This is a genomic window from Pseudoalteromonas sp. RW-H-Ap-1, from assembly GCF_048318575.1.
Taxonomy (GTDB): domain Bacteria; phylum Pseudomonadota; class Gammaproteobacteria; order Enterobacterales; family Alteromonadaceae; genus Pseudoalteromonas.
Genome location: NZ_CP166997.1, coordinates 693,463 through 713,156, shown reverse-complemented (window position 1 = coordinate 713,156; position 19,694 = coordinate 693,463). Strand labels below are relative to the sequence as shown.

General features: G+C 39.8%; 16 protein-coding genes and 2 pseudogenes. 5 read left to right on the top strand and 13 right to left on the bottom strand.

Annotated elements, in window-relative coordinates:
* Positions 1-227: 227 nt before the first annotated feature.
* Entirely contained in the window at positions 228-953 is a 726-nt protein-coding gene (locus AB8618_RS19525; RefSeq protein WP_010389004.1) for a tetratricopeptide repeat protein, read from the top strand.
* Positions 954-1,021: 68 nt separating this feature from the next.
* Here the strand turns inward: AB8618_RS19525 and AB8618_RS19520 are convergent, their stop codons facing one another.
* From AB8618_RS19520 to dnaK, 11 genes and pseudogenes are all read right to left on the bottom strand, one after another.
* On the bottom strand, positions 1,022-2,440 hold the full coding sequence (locus AB8618_RS19520) for a coniferyl aldehyde dehydrogenase (RefSeq protein ID WP_413403128.1): 1,419 nt from the start codon (positions 2,438-2,440) through the stop codon (positions 1,022-1,024).
* 186 nt (positions 2,441-2,626) lie between these two features.
* Entirely contained in the window at positions 2,627-4,102 is a 1,476-nt protein-coding gene (locus AB8618_RS19515; RefSeq protein WP_178957238.1) for an SLC13 family permease, read from the bottom strand.
* Between the two features lie 11 nt (positions 4,103-4,113).
* Positions 4,114-5,070, bottom strand: a complete 957-nt coding sequence (locus AB8618_RS19510; protein WP_413403125.1) for a porin — start codon at positions 5,068-5,070, stop codon at positions 4,114-4,116.
* A gap of 174 nt (positions 5,071-5,244) precedes the next feature.
* A complete protein-coding gene (locus AB8618_RS19505; protein ID WP_413403123.1) occupies positions 5,245-6,612 on the bottom strand; it encodes a sigma-54-dependent transcriptional regulator in 1,368 nt (455 codons plus the stop codon).
* Positions 6,613-8,334: pseudogene (locus AB8618_RS19500) on the bottom strand (sensor histidine kinase); the annotation flags it as partial.
* A 173-nt stretch (positions 8,335-8,507) separates the two neighbouring features.
* Positions 8,508-8,770 (bottom strand): annotated as a pseudogene (locus tag AB8618_RS19495) (CBU_0592 family membrane protein).
* A 160-nt stretch (positions 8,771-8,930) separates the two neighbouring features.
* Positions 8,931-9,182 (bottom strand): hypothetical protein, encoded by a 252-nt coding sequence (locus AB8618_RS19490; protein ID WP_138607811.1) that lies wholly within the window; start codon positions 9,180-9,182, stop codon positions 8,931-8,933.
* A gap of 133 nt (positions 9,183-9,315) precedes the next feature.
* Positions 9,316-9,684: a response regulator gene (locus AB8618_RS19485; protein ID WP_178957244.1), complete on the bottom strand. Its 369-nt coding sequence runs from the start codon at positions 9,682-9,684 to the stop codon at positions 9,316-9,318.
* Between the two features lie 149 nt (positions 9,685-9,833).
* Complete coding sequence (ybaK, locus tag AB8618_RS19480) at positions 9,834-10,295, bottom strand: Cys-tRNA(Pro) deacylase (protein ID WP_178957255.1); 462 nt, start codon at positions 10,293-10,295, stop codon at positions 9,834-9,836.
* 102 nt (positions 10,296-10,397) lie between these two features.
* Positions 10,398-11,537, bottom strand: coding sequence for a molecular chaperone DnaJ (gene dnaJ, locus AB8618_RS19475; RefSeq protein ID WP_138608032.1), 1,140 nt, complete (start codon positions 11,535-11,537; stop codon positions 10,398-10,400).
* A gap of 215 nt (positions 11,538-11,752) precedes the next feature.
* Positions 11,753-13,672: a molecular chaperone DnaK gene (gene dnaK / locus AB8618_RS19470; protein WP_138621414.1), complete on the bottom strand. Its 1,920-nt coding sequence runs from the start codon at positions 13,670-13,672 to the stop codon at positions 11,753-11,755.
* 238 nt (positions 13,673-13,910) lie between these two features.
* Here dnaK and AB8618_RS19465 point away from each other — a divergent pair, with 238 nt between their 5' ends.
* On the top strand, positions 13,911-14,720 hold the full coding sequence (locus AB8618_RS19465) for a thioesterase family protein (RefSeq protein ID WP_413403117.1): 810 nt from the start codon (positions 13,911-13,913) through the stop codon (positions 14,718-14,720).
* Positions 14,721-14,723: 3 nt separating this feature from the next.
* Here AB8618_RS19465 and AB8618_RS19460 read toward each other — a convergent pair whose 3' ends face one another.
* Positions 14,724-15,494, bottom strand: a complete 771-nt coding sequence (locus tag AB8618_RS19460) for a substrate-binding periplasmic protein (RefSeq protein WP_409425826.1) — start codon at positions 15,492-15,494, stop codon at positions 14,724-14,726.
* Positions 15,495-15,638: 144 nt separating this feature from the next.
* Between AB8618_RS19460 and AB8618_RS19455 the strand changes: the two genes are divergently transcribed.
* Genes AB8618_RS19455 through AB8618_RS19445 form a run of 3 tightly spaced genes read left to right on the top strand, consistent with a single transcriptional unit; the run spans position 15,639 to position 19,134 of the window.
* Complete coding sequence (locus AB8618_RS19455; protein WP_413403115.1) at positions 15,639-16,868, top strand: PqiA/YebS family transporter subunit; 1,230 nt, start codon at positions 15,639-15,641, stop codon at positions 16,866-16,868.
* A complete protein-coding gene (gene pqiB, locus AB8618_RS19450; protein ID WP_413403113.1) occupies positions 16,865-18,520 on the top strand; it encodes an intermembrane transport protein PqiB in 1,656 nt (551 codons plus the stop codon). The genes AB8618_RS19455 and pqiB overlap by 4 nt, the downstream gene beginning before the upstream one ends.
* The gene (locus tag AB8618_RS19445) at positions 18,520-19,134 is read left to right on the top strand and encodes a PqiC family protein (protein ID WP_409425823.1); all 615 of its coding nucleotides are present in this window, start codon (positions 18,520-18,522) and stop codon (positions 19,132-19,134) included. Before pqiB ends, AB8618_RS19445 begins: the two co-directional genes overlap by 1 nt.
* A 126-nt stretch (positions 19,135-19,260) precedes the next feature.
* Here AB8618_RS19445 and AB8618_RS19440 read toward each other — a convergent pair whose 3' ends face one another.
* Positions 19,261-19,668, bottom strand: a complete 408-nt coding sequence (locus tag AB8618_RS19440; protein WP_418157361.1) for a GNAT family N-acetyltransferase — start codon at positions 19,666-19,668, stop codon at positions 19,261-19,263.
* Positions 19,669-19,694: the final 26 nt, after the last annotated feature.

The window sequence follows — 19,694 nt, the reverse complement described above, 5'->3', positions numbered from 1 at the left end:
ATTTTTCTATAGAATCGCAAGCTAACGCAATTTATATCATAGCTATGTGCTTAAGTTTAGAATTTTTGAGCTATAGTTAAAACTACTTGTTAATACGTTTGTATATCTAACTTATAAACGTTGGCGTTATTGATTTAGCTCATAATTTATTACCTACTCGAGTAATAAGTAAATGATTAACCGTTATGATGCTTACCGACAACGATAACTAATTTGGAGACATGCATATGTCACAGTCTAATTTAAAAGCAATGTTCTTTGCGGGCATTATACTTGCTACACCTTATGCTTATGCAGGGCTTGAGGAAGGCATAATAGCTGCAAACGCAGGTCAATTTGAGGAAGCACTAAAAGAGTTTAATTATCTTGCAGACAAAGGCTATGCCCCAGGTATTTACGAACTAGGTAAGTTATACGAGGGCGGACATGGAGTTACTCGCGACTACTACAAAGCAGCTGAACTTTACCAACAAGCAGTTAAAAAAAATCATGTAGATTCAATGTTTGCACTTGCGGTTTTGTATGACGAAGGCAATGGCGTAAAGTTAGACAAACAAATGGCTATTAGCTTATTTGAGAAAGCAGCCAATAAAAACCTTCCTGCAGCACAGTATAATTTAGGGGTAATGTACGCCAACGGCGATGGCGTGAGCCAAGATTATAAAGCCGCCAGAACATGGTATGAAAAAGCCGCCGCAAATAATTACACGCTTGCACAATTTAATTTAGCCTTGATGTATTTTGAAGGCTTAGGAATGCCAAAAAACCTTGAAATGTCGTATGTATGGAATACCATTGCTGAGTACAACGGTAACATGCAAGCTAGCCACAGTCGTAAACTTGATGAACGCACTATGCTCCCTAAAGAAGTCGCTGAAGCTAAAGAAAAAGCCGATGCTATTTATAATAAAATTTTAGCAGGTACTTACGCCGGTGAAGGGCGAATGTTTTAAGCAAATAAAATAACTAAAAAAGCTGAATGAAGTGATTCATTCAGCTTTTTTGTTTTAAATACTAAAGGCTATTTTACATAAAGCCACTTTAGCACTTTGATCAGTAATTTATTTTGTTTGAGTAATAAACCTATACGTGGGTTAATTGAACCTGATACTAAAGTGTTTCTTGCGTGGCTAAAGGTTAAAAAGCCCTCTTTGCCATGATAATGCCCCATACCAGAGTGACCAACCCCACCAAACGGCACATCATCGGCAGCTACTTGAATTAGGGTGTCGTTAACTGCAACGGTCCCACTAATTGTCTGCCTCATTATGTGTGCTTGTGCTTGCTTATCTTGCCCTAGTATATAGAGCGCTAATGGATGATGGCGCAATTGAATATAATTGAGCGCATCATCTAATTTGTCATAACTCATTATCGGTAAAATAGGCCCAAATAACTCTTCTTGCATTAATTGCATCTCATCTGTGACGTGCGTCACAATATGCAGACCCATCCGGTGTTTTTCAGCATCTTGTTGATTTTGCTCAAGCGGCTTTGTTATTTTAGCGCCTTGCTGTTGCGCTTGCTCTAAATAACCTAGCAGACGTTGATAGTGAGCAGGACTAATAATAGAGGTCAGGTTTTTACCTTCAACACCTTGTTTAAAATGCTTTTTATAAAGTGTACACAAAGCTTTAATAAACTGATGTTCTAATGCTTTAGGAACAAATACGTAGTCAGGAGCCACACATATCTGCCCTGCATTGGCCATCTTTCCAAATAATAAAGCACTCGCGGCTTTATTTACGTCCGCATTTTCTAAAACAATGACTGGCGATTTTCCACCCAGCTCTAAGGTTACCGGGGTTAAGTTTTTACTCGCTGCACCCATCACCAACTTACCAACCGCTGTCGAGCCAGTAAATAATAAGTGTGCAAACGGTAATGATGAGAACTCGCTCGCTACTTCACTGCCCCCTTGAATAATGCTGCAGTGTTGGCTTAATTCTCCTGCAAACAGTTTTTCAAGTACCGCATTGGTATTAGGCGTAAACTCACTGAGCTTTAGCATCACTCTATTACCCGCGGCAAGAGCGGTAATAACAGGCACAATGGCTAATTGAATAGGATAGTTCCACGGAGCAATCACACCCACCACGCCAATAGGCTGATAGGTTACACTTACTTTTGAGGGCCATAAGCTCAAACCAGGGCTACGATGACTAGGCTTAGACCAGCGAGGGAGCTTTTTAATAATATGTGCAAGCCCCTGCATAGTGGGCAAAATATCCCCCACTAAAGTATCAAACGCGGTTCGATAGCCAAAATCTTTAGATACCGCCGCAATTAAGTCTTGCTCTAACGTTACAATGTTAGCGCGTATTTGCTTGAGTAAAGCTATACGTTGCTCAATGGGTAAATAAGGAGAATCTTCAAAAGAGTGCTTTAGTTCATTAAATTGTGAACGCAAAGACCCTGTAGATAATGTGTCAGTGATCAAAATAGGCTACTCGATTTATAACGTTTTCAAGACTATAACCTTGTTCTGTTTCACGAGCAATAAAGAGTGATTTTGCAGCGCGATAAAAATCGTTGCAAAATCACTCAAAAAGGTTGGTTGGAACTCATACCGATGCATTGCTTTCGTGTGCATCGGTTAGCTGTTTTTTAGTTAGTTGTGGGGCTGTTAAAAACCAAACACCTGGGCTGCGATGGTCATTGTTACTAACGTGATTAAAACAATAGCGACAATATTTAACACAAAGCCAGCACGGATCATGTCTTTCATTTTAATTTCACCCGAGCCAAACACAATCGCATTGGGTGGTGTAGCCACTGGCATCATAAACGCACAACTACACGCAATCGCAGCTGGAATAACCCATACTAATGGACTACCAGTTACAGACTCAGCAACAGGGCCTAGTAATGGTAAAAAGCCTGCGGCTGTTGCCGTATTACTGGTAATTTCCGTTAAGAAAGTAATGAGTGCCACCACCACAAGAATACTCATAACTAAAGGAATTGCACTCGCCCCCTCAATCATATTGGCAATGTAATCGGCTAATCCTGATGATTTAATTTGCGAGGCTAGCGTCAAGCCGCCCCCAAATAAAAGCAGCACACCCCAAGGCACTTTAGCGGCACTTTCCCAATCTAAAATTCGCTCATCACTGCCTTTATTAGCAGGTAGTACAAATAAAAGTAATGCGGCTGCAATTGCAATACCCGTATCTGAAATTTTAAGACCGGTCATATCACCTAGTAATGGTCTAAATATCCAACAAACAGCCGCAAACATAAACACAAACAATACGCCCTTTTCAGCACGTTGCATGAGTCCTAACTCTTTTAGCTGCGAAGAAAATACCGCTTTAGTGTCGATTCGCTTGTTTGTTTGTACATTCGCATCAACTTTATAGGTAAATTTAGTTAACCAAATCCAGCTGATGATTAACATACCAAGCGATAATGGCACACCAACGATCATCCATTGGGCAAAGCCAATTTCGATTTGGTAACTGTCTGATAGGTATGCAGCCATTAGTGCATTCGGTGGAGTACCAATTAAAGTGGCAATCCCACCAATACTCGCGCCATAAGCAATAGAAAGTAAAAGTGCTTTACCAAAACCTTCATTAGTTGGATCAGAGCTTTTAACTAAATGAGTGATAGATAAGGCAATAGGCAACATCATTACTGCGGTAGCGGTATTAGACATCCACATTGATAAAAATGCAGTCACTAACATCATAGCTAAAATTTGTAAGCTTGGTTTTTTACCTGCATAAAGCATAGTTCTTAATGCAATACGCTTGTGTAATCCCCAACGCTCCATAGCAATTGAGATTAAAAAACCGCCTAAAAATAAAAAGATCAGCGGATGCGCATAAGGAGCTGCAACACTTTTTATAGCCGCTATATCTACAATAGGCGAAATCACTAAAGGAAGTAATGCAGTAGCAGGAATGGGCACAACTTCACTTACCCACCACGACGCCATCCAAAATGCTAAGCCTGCAGTTTTAAAAGCAGCAACCGACATTCCTACTGGCGGCTCAGCTAAACAGGTCAGTAACATTACACACGGACCAAGTAATAATAACAGCCATTGCATAAACGGCTTTTTATTGGCGTTATTCTCTAAAATACGTTTTGTCATATTAACAGCCTTTAAAATTTATATTTAAGACCAAGCGCAACACTGTTATCAGCATTTTCTTCTAGGTCGAGGTCAGTATATAAAAGGTAAGCGGTAGTTTGCTTATCAAAAATGTAGTCTACACCAGTAGTCCATTGGGTAGCGTCTGAAGCTTGGCGCAATTTTGAATCATCTTTTGCAAATTGAACTTTAGGTATCCATTTGTCTAGCTTGTAACTTGCGCTTAACACGTAACCATTCCCTGATTTAGTACCATCAATTGATTCTGAATGTTGGTATAACGCACCTAATTTTAGCTTTTCAAATTTATACACGCCTGCAACACGGCTTGCTTTAATATTATTAAGCGAGTCAACATGGCTGATTGAAATAGAGTAAGGTGCTTTATTTAAACTACGGTCACCATAAATAAGGGTTGCCGCAAATCCAGCTTCATTGTCTTTGTTGTCATCTTTTGGCGCATAGGTAAATGAAAACTGTGCATTGTGCCAGTACTTAGAAGTATAGGTAATAGTATCGCCTAAGCGATCTTGTCCGGCAATAACTTGTGAAATATCAGCTTGGGTTTCGTTAAAGTTATCAAGCTTGCCTTCAGAGTATTTAAAACGCGTATCGTTTCGCCCTACGACTACTTCACCAAACGCCCCTTTTAGACCAAGGTAAGTATTACGTGCTGCAAAAGGCTCATTGGTATCATCATGTTCAAAGCCTTTTACTTGAACCTCGTATTTAAATACCGCAGTAAAATACTCATTTAATTTATGGTCCCCTTTAATACCAATACGCGAGAAAGGGGCATCAATTTGTGTGCCTTCATCAGCGTAACGCATTATGCCAGTATCGGTGTTGGCAATTTGTACTTCGGCTTTACCGTACACAGTGTAATCTGCAGCAAACGCTATTACAGGTAGTGTGGCAGCACTGCATAACGCAGCAAGTACTGAGCCTTGGAATAGATTATTTTTCATTATGTATCCTAATTGTGTGATGTTACTTGTTGTCTACAACTGTAGAGCAAGAACATGACCAACTAGATAATAACAATAAATTTCAACAGCTTAAGAAACAAAACCATAATCGAAAGCCTTAAAATGTGCGGATTTCCACACACTTTAAATACCTACTATCACCATTTCCACCCACTAATCGGTAAACATATCTCGATTAAGGTTATATTTATTCATTTTATCGTAGAGAGTCTTACGCGCTATTTGCAACGTTGCCATGGTGTCTTTAATACTGCCATGATTAAGCTCTAAGGCTTCTTCAATTAAAGACTGCTCATAAAAGCTGACCTTTTCTACAAGGCTTAAGTCCAATGATAACGACGAGCCACTACTGCTTGAGTCACTCTGTGCAAAAGCCAGATCGGGGCCAAGTAATACCGCTCGTTCAGCCTGGTTTCTTAATTCACGTACATTACCAGGCCAATCATGCGCAAGTAGGTGCTGTTGTAACTCAATATTAAGCGCACTTAAAGGTTTATGAAAACGAGTGGCCGCAATAGAGCTAAAGTGCTTAAACAACAAAGGAATATCGGCTTTTCTATCTCTTAATGCGGGAATACTCACTTTAACTAAACTCAACCGATAATATAAATCGGCTCTAAACTCACCTTTTTCTACCAAGGAAAGTAAATCGACCTTGGTGGCCGCAACAATACGAATATCAAGGTCAATGGCTTTATTTGCACCCACGGGGGTAACTTTTCGCTCTTCAAGCACCCGTAGCAATTTAACTTGTAGCGATAAGGGAGTGCTTTCAATTTCATCTAAAAAAACGGTGCCGCCTTGTGCAAACTCAAACTTACCTTTGCGATCTTGTGTTGCGCCAGTATATGCGCCACTAACAGCACCAAACAATTCGCTTTCTATTAATTGCTCAGGCACCGCACCACAGTTAATAGCCACAAACTGACAACTGGAACGGTTACTATGATCGTGTAAATAACGGGCAACCAATTCTTTACCTGTACCAGTTTCACCTTCAATTAATACATCTGCAGGGGTATCAATCACCGTGTTGAGTAAGTTCATCATGTGCTGCATTTTAAGGGTCTCGCCTAAAATACGCACACCGGGCGCGGAGGTCTTTTCAACTGCACGCTTCAGAGCTCTATTTTCCATAACTAAAGCACGTTTGTCTAAAGCTCTGGCAATGCAATCTAATAAATTTTCGTTCAGGGGTTTTTCAAATAAATCATACGCGCCTAATTGCATCGCTTTTACCGCTACAGACACATCGGCATAACCTGTTAAAAATATTACCGGAAGTTCACTGTCGAATGCTTTTACCTGCTCAATAAAAGTTAAACCATCCATAGTCGGCATATTTATATCACTAAGGACAACGCCATAAAAATTGCGACTCAAACGACTTAAAGCAACACTCGCATCACTAAAGCACTGCACCTCATACCCTTCGAGGGTTAAAAGCTGATTTAACGAATCACGGATCATCGCCTCATCATCAATAACAACCACTTGCTTACAAACAACGGCTTCAATCATTTTTGGGGCCTCTATGCTTGATAAACTAATAATAAACTGTGCACCGCCTTGAGGGCGATTGTGCGCCGTTAAGTACCCATTAAATGAATCAATAATTTGCTTTGAAATTGATAAGCCCAGTCCTAAGCCATTACTTGATTTGGTACTGTAAAACGGTTCAAAAATAGAGCCCAGTACATGGTGTTCAATACCTGGACCACTATCTAAAATAGAAAGCTTAACGCGCTCCTCAAAACACTCAACATCGAAACTAAGCTCTCGTTTAGGCTCACCCTTCATTGCTTGTGACGCATTGGTGATCACATTAACCAGTACTTGTTCAAATTTTAATGCATCAACCCACACAGTGATCTCTTGCGAAAACTGCGGTGCACTAACGTTAACATCGTCTTGCTTAAGTTGCGGGTGGGTGATCATCAACGCATTGTTTAATAACGCCGACAGTGGATGAGGTCGAAGTTGCATGGCCGCCGGCTTACTAAAGTGTTTAAGCTGCGCCACTATTTTGTGCACCCGCTCTACTAAATTCTCAATAATAATTAAGTTTTCATTTAATGCATTGAGTTTTCCTTTTTTAAGAAAAATTTTAGCGCTTGCCAAATAGGTGTTTATGGCGCTCAGTGGCTGGTTAATTTCATGGTTAATACCCGCACTTAATTGCCCTATTGTGGCTAATTTTGCCGACTGTACTAGTGCAGTTTGCGCTTTTTCAAGCGCTTGAGTGCGCTCTAATACTTCAAGTTCTAAACTATGACGCGAATACAGTAACTTTTTATATCCGGCAAAGCGTGCCAATAAGCTATATCCGACAAAAATAAATACCCAATAAAACAACACCAGCCATAACAATCTGGGCACCTGTAATGCATTTATGCTCGAGATATCAACCAATACCGTCATCGTTGCATTTAGGTATGTCAGTGGCCTTGAAGCGGCAACATATTCATCTTTATCAATTTTAAATTGCTCAATGCCCTGACTTTTGTAGCGCTGCTGCTTTATTTGTAACGGTTGATGATCTAAGTAAGCACGGCGCTGTTTAATATCGCGGCGTGTAGTAATATCAAGCTCTGTAAACGTGTTTAAACGCCATGCGGGCTCATCTGACATAGCAATAATTTTATCCGCAAGCTGCAAATAAAAATGACTGCCTTTTGAAGTATTTAATAACGAACGATCGTTTTCAAATTTAGCGACATTAATTTTAAGTGCCACTACACCAATGGCTTTACCATCTAGATAAATAGCCTGCGAGAAGTATATTCCGCGTTCTTTAGAGCGCTGTCCGAGAGCAAAGTAAGCGACCTTTTCTCCAGCAAAAGCCTGCTTAAAATAAGGTCTAAATGCAAAGTTGCTCCCTAAAAACGTATAGTCGGTTTGCCAGTTGCTACTTGCAATAACGTCGCCATGGGGATCTAGTATGTATACATCTGAGGCACCGCTGGCTTGTTGAATATCAGCCAAGTAATTATTAATAGCATTAAAGTGTTGTGATTCATTATTAGTAAAACGAATCAATAAATTATTTTCTGTGAGGAGCTGAGGAATAGCTGCAAAACGTGCGAGTTCATTATCAATATAATTATTTAATTGAATGACCTGTTGGTCAGCTTGAATTTTAGCTTGGCCTAAATCATAAGCGCGGCCAAATGAAAATGTAACCACTAATAACAGCACTAACAGAATACAAGCAAAAATAATTTTTTTAGGAATGGAGAACATAAACGCCTGTAACACCAGGGTGCTAATAATAACTAATAGCCACTATTGTATCGATTTATAGGCCTTTGCAGAAGAAACTTTTTGTTAACAAGTGTACTGAAACTAAAAAACCGTGAAACAAACAATATTTCACGGTTTAATTCCCTGCAAAAGGGATGCTGTTTTAGCTTAGTCTACGCTTTTGCTAGCGCTGGTTTGTCTTTAAAATACTTATACAAACCAATTAATGAGGCTGCGATCCAGAATATTTCAATCACAAAGCTCGCTAAGTTAAAGTTATAACAAAGACTGATAAGCAACAAAATAGCGCCGCTTAGATTCATCATGTTATAGACTAAACTTTTTGGCGATACCTTATTTAGTTGCAATAAAAAAACGAACCAACCACTAAAAAAGTGCCACTCATACCAACAATATCAAATAAAAGTGCAATCACACGTCTATCCTTTTCCATTTTAAAACCCAACTGACTGGCCCAATCCATGGGGAGGGTTTTTTCAATCATTGAAACAGCAAAACCAGCGAAGTTTACCAGTGAAATAAAAGCACACAAGGGCATATGTCCGCCTCTTGATACTTTGGATTAAATAGCCAGTTTATTTAAAAGTGACTTTACCACCTATCATTTTATAAGCGGCAGTCCCTCTTATGATCGCCGGACGTGCAAAAGGTCGTTCACAGCCAGGGCATACACATTCAGTATGAGTGTGATCTTGGGTTATTCGTTCTATAAAACATTTTACCAACGCCCCTTTGCCCCCTTTACGATATTTAAATAAAGGCGCTTTGCATGCAGAACAAAATATATCGACCGTTTTTGTAGGCCCTTTTTTATTGGGCTTAGCCATACTACCTCAATGGTTATTTTACGATTACTATGGCGTACATGCTATCACATGATAGAAAAGAAATTGATGGCAGTAAGCATTACTGATCAGAGTGATTATTGATTAGGTAATTATGTTAAAAAATATTGTGTTATTAAACTTTATTAGCTAAACGTGTTAATTGAGCCGACAGTACATTCATACAAAAGGGCTTTATAATAAACCCTGATACCTTTGCATTAATTATCTTTTTTACGGTCTCAGAGCTGTCTTCACAGGTCACCATAAGTACCGGAAGCTGAGCATGCTCAGTATCGTTTCTAATAGCATCAAGTAAGTTTAGACCATCCATTTTCGGCATATGTAAATCTGTTATAACCAAATCTATGAGCTGATTTTGCAGTATAGTTAATGCTTGCAGACCATCGGTTGCTTCAACGATGTCTTTATAATCTAACTGTCTCAACATATTAATTAATACATGACGCATTAATGGCATGTCATCAACAACTAATACTCTCATATGGATGTTTAACCAAAGTAGGTGCAAACAAATTTTTATCAAAATGAATTAACAAAAACTGTTATAGATAGTATCTACATTAGTTAACTATAGCTGTTGAAGCAAATAATCAGTTTTATTGACACAATGCAAGTTTGATAATAGAGCATTTAAAAACTACCAAACGAAGCTTGAATAAGCCCAGCTAAGCATGCTGGGCTGAGTGTAATTTCAAGCCCTCGCTTACCGGCACTCACATAAATAGTATCAAAGTCCAATGCGCTTGAGTGTATGTAGGTTTTTAAGCGCTTTTTTTGTCCAAGAGGGCTAACGCCTCCCAAAATATATCCTGTACTTGCCTGTACTTTTTGCGGCTCTGCCAGCATTACTTTTTTAACTGCGCAGAGCTTAGCCAATTGCTTTAGATTAATCTGCTGAGTAACGGGCGACACTGCTACAATTAGCTGTTGTTCTGACGTTTCTAACACCAAGGTTTTAAAAACTTGGGCGCTATTAAGGTTTAGCTTTTCAACTGCTTCAAGGCCATAATTAGTGTTGTTTACATCGTGCTCATAGCTAAGTACGTCAAATTTAATTCGGGATTTTTTTAGCTGTTCTATCGCTGGGGTCATCTGATAATGTCCTCAATATATTTCTGATAACTTACCATACTAAACAAAAAAACGGCGCTTAAAGAAGCGCCGTTTTTACCTAAGTTCTGTTGACCCTAATAATTACTTAGTTAGGTCATCAAAAAACTTTTTAACACCATCAAAAAAGCCTTGCTCTTTTGGACGGTTCTTTGAGCTATCTTTGCCCATGCTTTCCTCAAGTTCAGTTAGCAGCTCGCGTTGACGCTCATTAAGATTAACTGGTGTCTCAATCACTACTTTACAAATTAAGTCACCTTGAGCACCACTGCGTACAGACTTAACCCCTTTACCACGCATACGGAACATTTTACCCGTTTGTGTTTCTGACGGTATTTTAAGTTTTGCACGGCCATCTAATGTTGGTACTTCAATTTCACCGCCAAGGCCTGCTGTAGTAAAGCTAATAGGCACTTCACAGTATAAGTTGTTCGCTTCACGAACAAATATCTTATGCTCACGAACCGACACTTGCACATACAAATCACCTGCTGGTGCGCCGTGCATACCAGCTTCACCTTCGCCAGATAAACGAATACGGTCACCCGTATCAACACCTGCTGGAATTTTTACCGATAGCGTTTTGGTTTTCTCAACGCGGCCTTGACCATGACATTTGTTACAAGGATCTGAGATAATTTGACCTTGTCCATGACAGGTTGGACATGTTTGTTGTACGGCAAAAAAACCTTGGCGCATTTGTACTTGGCCAGCACCGTGACAGGTTGTACATGTTTTTGGCTTAGAACCCGCTTTGGCACCGCTGCCGTCACACGGGTCACAACTAACCCAAGTCGGTACTTTTATTTCAACGTCTTTACCACGAACCGCTTCTTCTAAGCTTAAGTCCATGTTGTAACGTAAATCGGAACCACGTTGCTGGCGAGATTGGCGTCGGCCACCGCCGCCACCAAAAATATCACCGAATACATCACCAAAAATATCACCAAAATCACCTTGACCGCCACCAAAGCCACCGTGACCACCGCCACCACCTTGTTCGAAGGCAGCATGGCCGTATTGGTCATACATTTGACGTTTTTGATCGTCCGTTAATATTTCGTAGGCTTCCTTTACTTCCTTAAACTTGGTTTCAAGGTCTTTATCACCGGCGGTACGATCTGGATGATATTTCATCGCTAAGCGTTTATACGCTTTTTTTATGTCTCGCTCACTCGCATCTTTGCTTACGCCGAGGACTTCGTAATAATCGCGTTTTGACATATCTATCACACTACTCTTTTCTATATGCAGCGCTAGCTGCTGGACAAACCGATAAATCATATCGATTTATCATTGAATTTTTAAAGCACTTTACTTACATCTCTTACATGCAAAAGGCGCGTTAAGCTTTAGCCTACGCGCCTCAGGTGTTCATCCTAACTTAAACACGCAATGTAGTCATGGTGTTTTCGGTTAGCGAGAAGCGTTAGTAACAATTACTTGTCGTCTTTAACTTCTTCGAACTCTGCATCAACAACATCGTCGTCTTGCTTAGCAGACTGTTGTTGCTCTGCACCGGCATCACCACCTGCTTGTTGTGCTTTAGCTTGGGCGATTTCCATTAGTTTTTGAGACTTTTCAGCAAGTGCTTGTGTTTTAGCTTCAATTTCTGCTTTGTCGTCGCTCTTAATTGCACCTTCAAGGTCAACAACAGCCGCTTCAATTGCTTCTTTGTCTTCGCTTGGTAATGCATCACCCGCTTCTTCAATTTGTTTACGTGTGCCGTGAACAAGTGCGTCTGCTTGGTTACGTGCAGCCACTAGCTCTTCAAACTTTTTATCGTCTTCAGCATGTGCTTCTGCATCGCGAACCATTTTTTCAACTTCTTCATCACTTAAACCTGAAGACGCTTGAATGGTGATTTTTTGCTCTTTACCTGTGTCTTTATCTTTCGCAGATACATGTAAGATGCCATCCGCATCCACATCGAATGTTACTTCGATTTGTGGTGTTCCACGTTGTGCAGGGCGAATACCTTCTAGGTTAAATTGACCTAGAGATTTGTTATCGCTAGAACGTTTACGCTCACCTTGTAACACATGGATGGTTACCGCAGATTGGTTATCTTCTGCTGTTGAGAACGTTTGCGATTTCTTAGTAGGAATCGTCGTGTTTTTCTCAATCAGTGCCGTCATTACTGAACCCATAGTCTCAATACCAAGAGATAATGGTGATACATCTAGTAATAATACGTCTTTCACGTCGCCTGCAAGTACACCACCTTGAATCGCTGCACCTACTGCAACTGCTTCATCAGGGTTAACGTCTTTACGTGGCTCTTTGCCGAAGAACTCTGCTACTGTTTTTTGAACAAGTGGCATACGAGTTTGACCACCCACTAGAATGATATCGTTGATATCGTTCACAGATAGGTCTGCATCAGCAAGTGCACGCTTAAGCGGTTCAATTGACTTAGTCACTAAGTCTTCAACTAATGACTCAAGCTTAGCACGTGTCAATTTCACGTTCATATGCTTAGGACCAGACGCATCAGCGGTTACATACGGAAGGTTTACTTCTGTAGATTGTGCTGATGAAAGCTCAATTTTTGCTTTCTCTGCTGCTTCTTTAACACGTTGCATAGCAAGTGGGTCAGTTTGTAAATCGATACCTTGATCTTTCTTAAATTCAGCTACTAGGTAGTTGATAACACGGTTATCGAAATCTTCACCACCTAAGTGAGTGTCACCGTTAGTCGCTAGAACTTCAAATGTGTGCTCGCCTTCAACTTCATCAATTTCAATAATTGATAAATCGAAAGTACCACCACCTAAGTCATATACTGCTACAACGTTTTCACCACGGTTTTTATCCATACCGTATGCAAGTGCTGCAGCCGTTGGCTCGTTGATAATACGTTTAACTTCAAGACCCGCAATACGGCCAGCATCTTTGGTTGCTTGACGTTGTGAATCGTTAAAGTATGCCGGTACTGTGATTACCGCTTCAGTTACTTCTTCACCTAAGAAGTCTTCAGCTGTTTTCTTCATTTTTTTCAGTACTTCAGCAGAAATTTGTGGTGCAGCGCGTTTTTCGCCGCCCGCTTCAACCCATGCGTCGCCATTATCAGCTTTGATAATTTTGAAAGGCATGATGCCGATATCACGTTGTACTTCTTCGTCTTCAAAACGACGACCAATTAAACGCTTAATTGCGAACAATGTGTTTGTTGGGTTAGTTACCGCTTGACGTTTTGCAGGTTGACCCACTAACGTTTCACCGTCTTGCGTGTAAGCAATAATAGACGGGGTTGTGCGATCGCCTTCCGCATTTTCAATAACACGTGCTTTGTCACCATCAAGTACTGCAACACAAGAGTTAGTAGTACCTAAATCGATTCCAATAATTCTACCCATGAATCTTCTCCAACTTCTAAATTCGTTAATACGTTCGATGACTAGTTAATAGGGATGCCACAAACTTAATTCAACTGTAAAAATGAAAAAAATTCATTTTTTTTAATTTATTTACTAAATAACCCTAAAAAGAGTAAGGATTGCTCATTTTTTGTTATTTGGAAGGGTCCTTATTGTCTGGTCTGATGAGTTTGGGTGTGATATAAATTCAGCAAATAACACCAAAAGGACATTATTTGTGCACTTTGAACAATTATTACAACAAGCAGCCCTAGCAAGTAAGAAAACGGACCAAGAAACCAATACTATGCAGTTTCCTGCTAATTGGTGCCAAGGTAGAACTGCTTTTGGCGGCCTCTCTGCGGCGCTTCTTTATCAAGCAATGCGCAATAAAGTTGACTCATCAAGACGACTGCTTTCTTTAAGTACAAACTTTGTCGGCCCTTTATTGGCTGAAAAGCCATTTTCTTTGTCGGTAGAAATATTACGTGAAGGGAAAAGTAGTACCCAAGTGCTAGCCAAAGCCATTCAAGATGACGCAGTATGCGTTATTGTGCAGGCCTGTTTTGCTAAAAATCGTAATTCATCAATTAATGTACCGGTATCAAAATCGCTAAGCTTACACCCTGTGAACGAACGCCACTGTTTAGGATTTGTACCTGGGCAAATGCCAGAGTTTTTTCAACATGTTGATTTATGCCCTCAACAAGGAGCCATGCCGTTTAGCAGTGCTGAAACCTCTCATTTAGGTGGTTGGATGCGCTTTAAACATACGCCAGAAGCAATTACAGAAGCCCATGTTATTGCCCTTACTGACGCATGGCCACCAACCTTGCTGCAAATGTTTAAACAACCAGCACCGGCAAGTAGTATGTCGTGGTATTTAGAATTTGTACAAGCGCCTAACTTAGCCCCGGGTGAATGGTTGGGCTTTGAAGCAATTACTCATCACTCAAAAGATGGCTACGGACTTGAAGATGGCTGTATTTGGTCGCAATCAGGTGAGCTTATTGCCCTAACCCGCCAAACCGTGGCTTTATTTGATTAACAATTAAAAACGAGTGAAGTCGCGCTGGGTATATTGTTTATCTAAATTAAGCATTATGGTGCGATATTCACCGCTTTGAATTATGTTAGCTAAGCCTTTGTCAAAACGGCTTCTGAGGCCATCATCGTTAAAATACGCAGGCATTTCAGAAAACGGGAAAATAGTATGGATAACATAATCTTGAGTCGTATGGTTTTTTTGATACTCTTTTAAATAGTAAAAAAATATACGCCTATCGAGAATAATCGTATCAACCCAGCCTGCCATTAAATGGTGAATCTGCGCTTGTTGATTAAGTACTTCTTCGTACCCTCCTAAACTATGCAAATTATTACCAAACTCCTGAGGTAAAAAAGCAGGTGCATTTTGAAAGGCAAGTACGCTTTTTGTTGCAAGCTGGTACACCAAATCAATTGTAAAATTTTTCCTTTTAAGGCTTACCACCACATTTTCATAGCTAATAACAGATTCACTTTTATAAACACCCGCAATTAAATTGCCGGTGTAGTTTAATGCAATGTCTATACTGCCCTGAACCAAAGAGCTGTCGCTACGCTGATTTGCCATATAATGAACTTTAATATCATTGATTTTTTGGTCGCGTAGCGCTGCCTTAACAATTTCAATTTGAATGCCTGAATCGTTATAGCTAATAACGTAGGGTGAAATAGTAGGATTAGCGGCTACATGAATGGTTGATGACGCTTGGTCTTTAGCAAAAGCTAATGCAGCAGAACTTAGCCCAAAAAGCATAAAAAATAAAATGACTTTCACTTGCATCCCTCAATTAAATTAATTTAATTTAAGTCATACATTATATTTTTAATATAAATAGTAAGTAATTTTTACCTTAGTATTTGTATTTAAATCGCAAATATTGCACACTTTGTTGTATTGATTTAATTATAAGCTAACATTTTGCAAACTGCCTGCCCAAGCTGTGATCTTATCATTGATATTCCCGACATTAATGTCAAACAGGTTGCGATGTGTCCTCGCTGTAACCACAAAATTCGCGGTGTTAATATTAATCATGACACCGAAATTGTCGCGTTGAGCTTCAGCGCACTGCTGATGTTACTCAGCAGTATGTTTTATCCGTTTATTTCTTTTAGTAGCAACGGTATTACCCAAACAATTACCCTACCTGACGCTGCTCGCATTCTATTTAATTATGATAGTGACCTGCTCGGCCTGTTTATTGATATCAGCATTATTATTCTGCCTATGAGTTTGCTCATTATATTGATCCCTTTACATTTAGGAGTACTCAAAGCGCTGCCACAAGCGCTCGCCAGAAGGCTATTAAAGTTTACATTAACCCTTGAGCCTTGGATCATGTCAGAAATCTTTTTGATTGGTGTTTTGGTCAGTATGGTAAAAATAATGTCATTGGCTGAGGTTAGTTTTGGTACCAGCTTTTTTGCCTATGTGGGATTTGTAATTTTTTATGTTAGTGCGTTAACACGGCTAAATCGTGCAAGGTTGTGGTCGCAGGTAAGCCCGGCAATTCGGCTTCAAAGTAGTGCAGGCGCAGAACGTGCAATAGACGATAATATAAAAGCCTGCCATGTTTGCCACCAGTTGAGCGTTGACCTAATCTGCCCTCGTTGCCATAGTAAAACCTACTTAAGAAACCCGTACAGCGTTCAAAAAGCAGCAGCTTGGCTAGTTACCTCAGTAATTTGTTATATCCCAGCGAATTTACTGCCCATTATGTACACTATCAGCCTTGGGGATGAAACCTCTGCCACGCTTATTTCTGGTGTTATTACTTTATGGAATAGCGGCTCCTACCCTATTGCGCTAATTATCTTTTTTGCAAGTGTGGTGGTGCCATTAGCGAAAGCGCTCATTTTAAGTTTTTTATGTTTTATGGTTACAAAACCCGCCAACCTGCATACAAAAGGTTACACAAAAGTGTATCAACTTACTGAATTTATAGGAAAATGGTCTATGATTGATGTGTTTGTTGTGGCTATATTAGTTGCATTAGTGCAGCTAGGAAATTTGATGTCGGTTATACCGGGTTTAGGCATCGTCTTTTTTACTGTTATGGTATTATGCCAAATGATGGCAGCACACGCATTTGACCCTCGTTTACTGTGGGATTCACCTAAAAATAAAAACGCAGAGAATAAAGCATGACTAAAACAGCCAACGTAGCACAAAAAACACGTATTTCTGCGATTTGGATTATTCCCGTGGTTGCCTTATTGGTAGGTATTTGGATGCTTTATCAATACCAATTAAATAAAGGGCAAACAATCTATATTTCTATGCCGCAAGCCGAGGGCATTGTTGCCGGTAAAACAGAAATTAAAGTACGGAGTGTGAAAATAGGACAAATTGATCACATTCGCCTCTCCAACAGCCAAGACAGTGTTATTGCACGGGCACAAATAGATAAAAACTACGATAACTTACTCACTGAAGATGCCCGTATTTGGGTGGTAAAACCTCGCATAGATGAAACTGGCATTAGTGGCATGAGCACTTTGCTCTCAGGTGTTTATTTAGAGTTTTCGCCAGGCGAAAGTAAACAACTAAAGAAGCAGTTTAAACTTCAAGAAGAGCCTGCATTAATAGGCAAAGATGTTCAAGGTGGGCGCTTTAAGTTACTCAGTTACAATGCAGAAGTACTTGATGTGAGTACTGGCATATTTTTTAAAAACTATAAAATAGGCCAAATAGAAACCGCTACTTTTGATTGGAAAAACCAAGCAATGCAATACGGTATTTTTATTAAAGCCCCCTATGAGAACTTGATCACCTTAAATTCTATTTTTTGGGTTAACTCAGGGATAGAAATAGATCTTTCCGCAGATGGTATCAACATTAACACTGGTTCTTTAAGCAAATTATTGAAAGGGGGGATCTCTGTCGGACTACCTGAGCAGCAGGCTCCTGGCGATTTAGCGCAAAACGGGCATAGCTTTTCTTTAAGCCAAAGTTACAAACAAGCTCTAGAAGAGCGCTTTTATGATTTTGATTATTACCTTATTGAATTTGAACAATCTATTCGAGGGTTACGTGTAGGTGCCCCAGTAGAGTATCGCGGTACACGCGTAGGTACTGTGGTTGAAGCACCCGCCAATGTAATTATAGATGGTAAGCCCGCCCATTTTCGCGCTAAAAACACTGCGGTTCCGGTATTAATAAAAGTCGAATATGGACGTCTTTACCACATCACCTCAGTAGCAAAAGAATATTGGAAAACAAGCGTTAACGAATGGATTGAAAATGGCATGAGAGCATCGCTTAAACCGGGGAATTTACTCACTGGTGCAGTGTACGTCGACTTTGACTTTTATACTGACACCCCAAAAAGCGAGCTTAAAAAGCTTGCTCAATACGATGTGTTTCCGAGTGTATCTAGTGGTATAACGGTGCTTGCTGACCAAGTGTCTGATGTGCTGAATAAGGTAAATAATTTAAAAATTGAAGACAGTTTGGCAAAAATGCAAACAACTTTCAGCGAGTATCAAGCGTTGGCCAGTGAAATGCGCACATTATTAAGTAAACCTGACACCCAAAATTTACCCGGCGACTTTAATCGTAATCTCGAAAAAATAACCAAAAGCATGGAGCAGTTTGAAATAACCATGCGGCAGTTTGATAAAACCATGGCAAGCTATCAAGCAGGCTCACAAATGCACAACCAGCTTGAACAAACACTGCTGCAAATTAAACGTTTATCGGAAGAATTCCAGCCACTTACTCGTGGTTTAAACGAACAGCCCAACATGCTCATTTTTGACAAGTCATTGCCTAGCGATCCGCAACCGAGGAAACAATAATGAAAGCATTATGTTTAATTTTAACTGGTTTGATTATAAGTGGTTGTAGCTCGGCTATTCAAACTGCAACTCAATATTACCAATTTGAACAACCCATAACTAACTCTTCGCGAAATGTGCAAGATACAAAAGCACAACTCAGGGTGCAAACAGTTACCTTAAGGGGGGCATTGAATAACCGGGGTATTGCGATGAAAGTAGATAATAATCAAGTTCATGCTGCTAATTATCACTTGTGGGGCGAATCGCCGGATGTAATGCTTACAACAACTGCGCAACAAACATTATTTAATGCCATGAGCAACTGGATGGTTATAAAAGGGTTGCCAGTCATCACCGACCAACAACAACAAATATTTTATGAACTAGAATATGAATTACATCACTTTAACGGCGATCTGCATGGTAACGCAGATATCTCAGGGCTATGGCGTTTGTACTATACCCACCCAGAATCAGGCAGACGTTTAATAAGCATTCATAACTTCTCAAATGTTATGCCAATAGATGACGATGGCTACAATTCATTAGTCGCGACCCTTGAAGAAATGTGGCTAGAGGTAAACTCAAATGTGGCGAACACAATTGAAAAAACAAGACTCAATCATAAATAAACACTTTGATGGTGGTTTTATCAGCATTGATGACTGCCTTACCCACCTCAGTAAAACCCAGTTTATATAGTGAATTTTGAGATCCTAAATTAGCCGTTGAAGTAATTGCGCATACATCTTTTATACCTAATTTATGCCTGTTATATAAAAGTATTGTAGCTGCTTCAAAAATATATCCCTTTTTTCAAAGCCGACTTTTAACGCAAACCCTAAATCGGGATGTTGCATAGTCGCTCGCTGATAAAAACCAACAATACCAACCACAGTTTCATCATGGAGTGTGATCATATAAGGCCCAAAACCGTGCTCTTTATGGGCAGCTATAAAGCTGTCTTTGATGTATTTTTTAGCGTCGTCTAGGGTATGAATACCTTTATCACCAATGTATTTAATAAAGTTGGCCTGGTTAACTAACTTAAGTAACTCACCCGCGTCAGCTATTTGTGCAAAGCGTATAAGTAAACGTTCAGTTTTAAAAGCAATATTCAAAATAACTCCTTGTAGTTCAATGCTATAGCTATAATTTAACGACATTAAAACAAAACCCAGTCAACAATGAC

Excerpts from the sequence above, each read along its gene's own strand:
- AB8618_RS19490 (WP_138607811.1), bottom strand. The coding sequence starts at position 9,182 with ATGGCTAAGCCCAATAAAAAAGGGCCTACAAAAACGGTCGATATATTT.
- AB8618_RS19505 (WP_413403123.1), bottom strand. The coding sequence starts at position 6,612 with ATGATTGAAGCCGTTGTTTGTAAGCAAGTGGTTGTTATTGATGATGAG.
- AB8618_RS19445 (WP_409425823.1), top strand. The coding sequence starts at position 18,520 with ATGAAAGCATTATGTTTAATTTTAACTGGTTTGATTATAAGTGGTTGT.
- ybaK (WP_178957255.1), bottom strand. The coding sequence starts at position 10,295 with ATGACCCCAGCGATAGAACAGCTAAAAAAATCCCGAATTAAATTTGAC.
- AB8618_RS19510 (WP_413403125.1), bottom strand. The coding sequence starts at position 5,070 with ATGAAAAATAATCTATTCCAAGGCTCAGTACTTGCTGCGTTATGCAGT.
- AB8618_RS19525 (WP_010389004.1), top strand. The coding sequence starts at position 228 with ATGTCACAGTCTAATTTAAAAGCAATGTTCTTTGCGGGCATTATACTT.
- pqiB (WP_413403113.1), top strand. The coding sequence starts at position 16,865 with ATGACTAAAACAGCCAACGTAGCACAAAAAACACGTATTTCTGCGATT.
- AB8618_RS19440 (WP_418157361.1), bottom strand. The coding sequence starts at position 19,668 with ATGTCGTTAAATTATAGCTATAGCATTGAACTACAAGGAGTTATTTTG.
- dnaK (WP_138621414.1), bottom strand. The coding sequence starts at position 13,672 with ATGGGTAGAATTATTGGAATCGATTTAGGTACTACTAACTCTTGTGTT.
- AB8618_RS19485 (WP_178957244.1), bottom strand. The coding sequence starts at position 9,684 with ATGAGAGTATTAGTTGTTGATGACATGCCATTAATGCGTCATGTATTA.
- dnaJ (WP_138608032.1), bottom strand. The coding sequence starts at position 11,537 with ATGTCAAAACGCGATTATTACGAAGTCCTCGGCGTAAGCAAAGATGCG.
- AB8618_RS19515 (WP_178957238.1), bottom strand. The coding sequence starts at position 4,102 with ATGACAAAACGTATTTTAGAGAATAACGCCAATAAAAAGCCGTTTATG.